Origin of the sequence: Methylorubrum rhodesianum (assembly GCF_014199985.1) — a bacterium.
GTDB classification, from domain to species: Bacteria; Pseudomonadota; Alphaproteobacteria; order Rhizobiales; family Beijerinckiaceae; genus Methylobacterium; species Methylobacterium rhodesianum.
Genome location: NZ_JACHOS010000051.1, coordinates 1 through 1,097, shown reverse-complemented (window position 1 = coordinate 1,097; position 1,097 = coordinate 1). Strand labels below are relative to the sequence as shown.

General features: G+C 67.3%; 1 protein-coding gene. It reads left to right on the top strand.

The window, feature by feature from the left end:
- Positions 1 to 1,097 (top strand): elongation factor Tu (gene tuf, locus HNR01_RS27335; RefSeq protein ID WP_183671089.1); only part of this gene is annotated, 1,097 nt, incomplete at both ends.

The following is a 1,097-nucleotide window of genomic DNA, read 5'->3' as shown; positions in this document are numbered from 1 at the left end:
GATCACGGCAAGACGTCGCTGACGGCGGCGATCACGAAGGTTCTGGCGGAGTCGGGCGGGGCGACCTTCACGGCCTACGACCAGATCGACAAGGCCCCCGAGGAGAAGGCGCGCGGCATCACGATCTCGACGGCGCACGTCGAGTACGAGACGACCAACCGCCACTACGCCCACGTCGACTGCCCCGGCCACGCCGACTACGTGAAGAACATGATCACCGGCGCCGCCCAGATGGACGGCGCGATCCTGGTCGTGTCGGCCGCCGACGGCCCGATGCCGCAGACCCGCGAGCACATCCTGCTCGCCCGCCAGGTCGGCGTGCCGGCGCTGGTGGTGTTCCTCAACAAGGTCGACATGGTCGACGACGAGGAGCTCCTGGAGCTCGTCGAGCTCGAGGTGCGCGAGCTTCTCTCCAAGTACGACTTCCCCGGCGACGACATCCCGATCACCAAGGGCTCGGCCCTGATGGCGCTCGAGGACAAGGAGCCGAAGATCGGCCGCGACGCCGTTCTGAAGCTGATGGAGACGGTCGATGCCTACATCCCGCAGCCGGAGCGTCCGATCGACATGCCGTTCCTGATGCCGATCGAGGACGTGTTCTCGATCTCCGGCCGCGGCACGGTGGTGACGGGTCGCGTCGAGCGCGGCATCATCAAGGTCGGTGAGGAAGTCGAGATCGTCGGCATCCGCCCGACGACGAAGACGACGGTGACCGGCGTCGAGATGTTCCGCAAGCTGCTGGACCAGGGCCAGGCGGGCGACAACGTCGGCGTGCTGCTGCGCGGCACCAAGCGCGAGGACGTGGAGCGCGGCCAGGTCGTGTGCAAGCCGGGTTCGGTGAAGCCGCACTCGAAGTTCAAGGCCGAGGCCTACATCCTGACGAAGGAGGAGGGCGGTCGCCACACGCCGTTCTTCACCAACTACCGCCCGCAGTTCTACTTCCGCACGACGGACGTGACCGGCGTGTGCACGCTGCCCGAGGGCACCGAGATGGTGATGCCGGGCGACAACGTGACCATGGACGTGGTGCTGATCGTGCCGGTGGCCATGGAAGAGAAGCTGCGCTTCGCCATCCGCGAGGGCGGCCGCACCGTCGG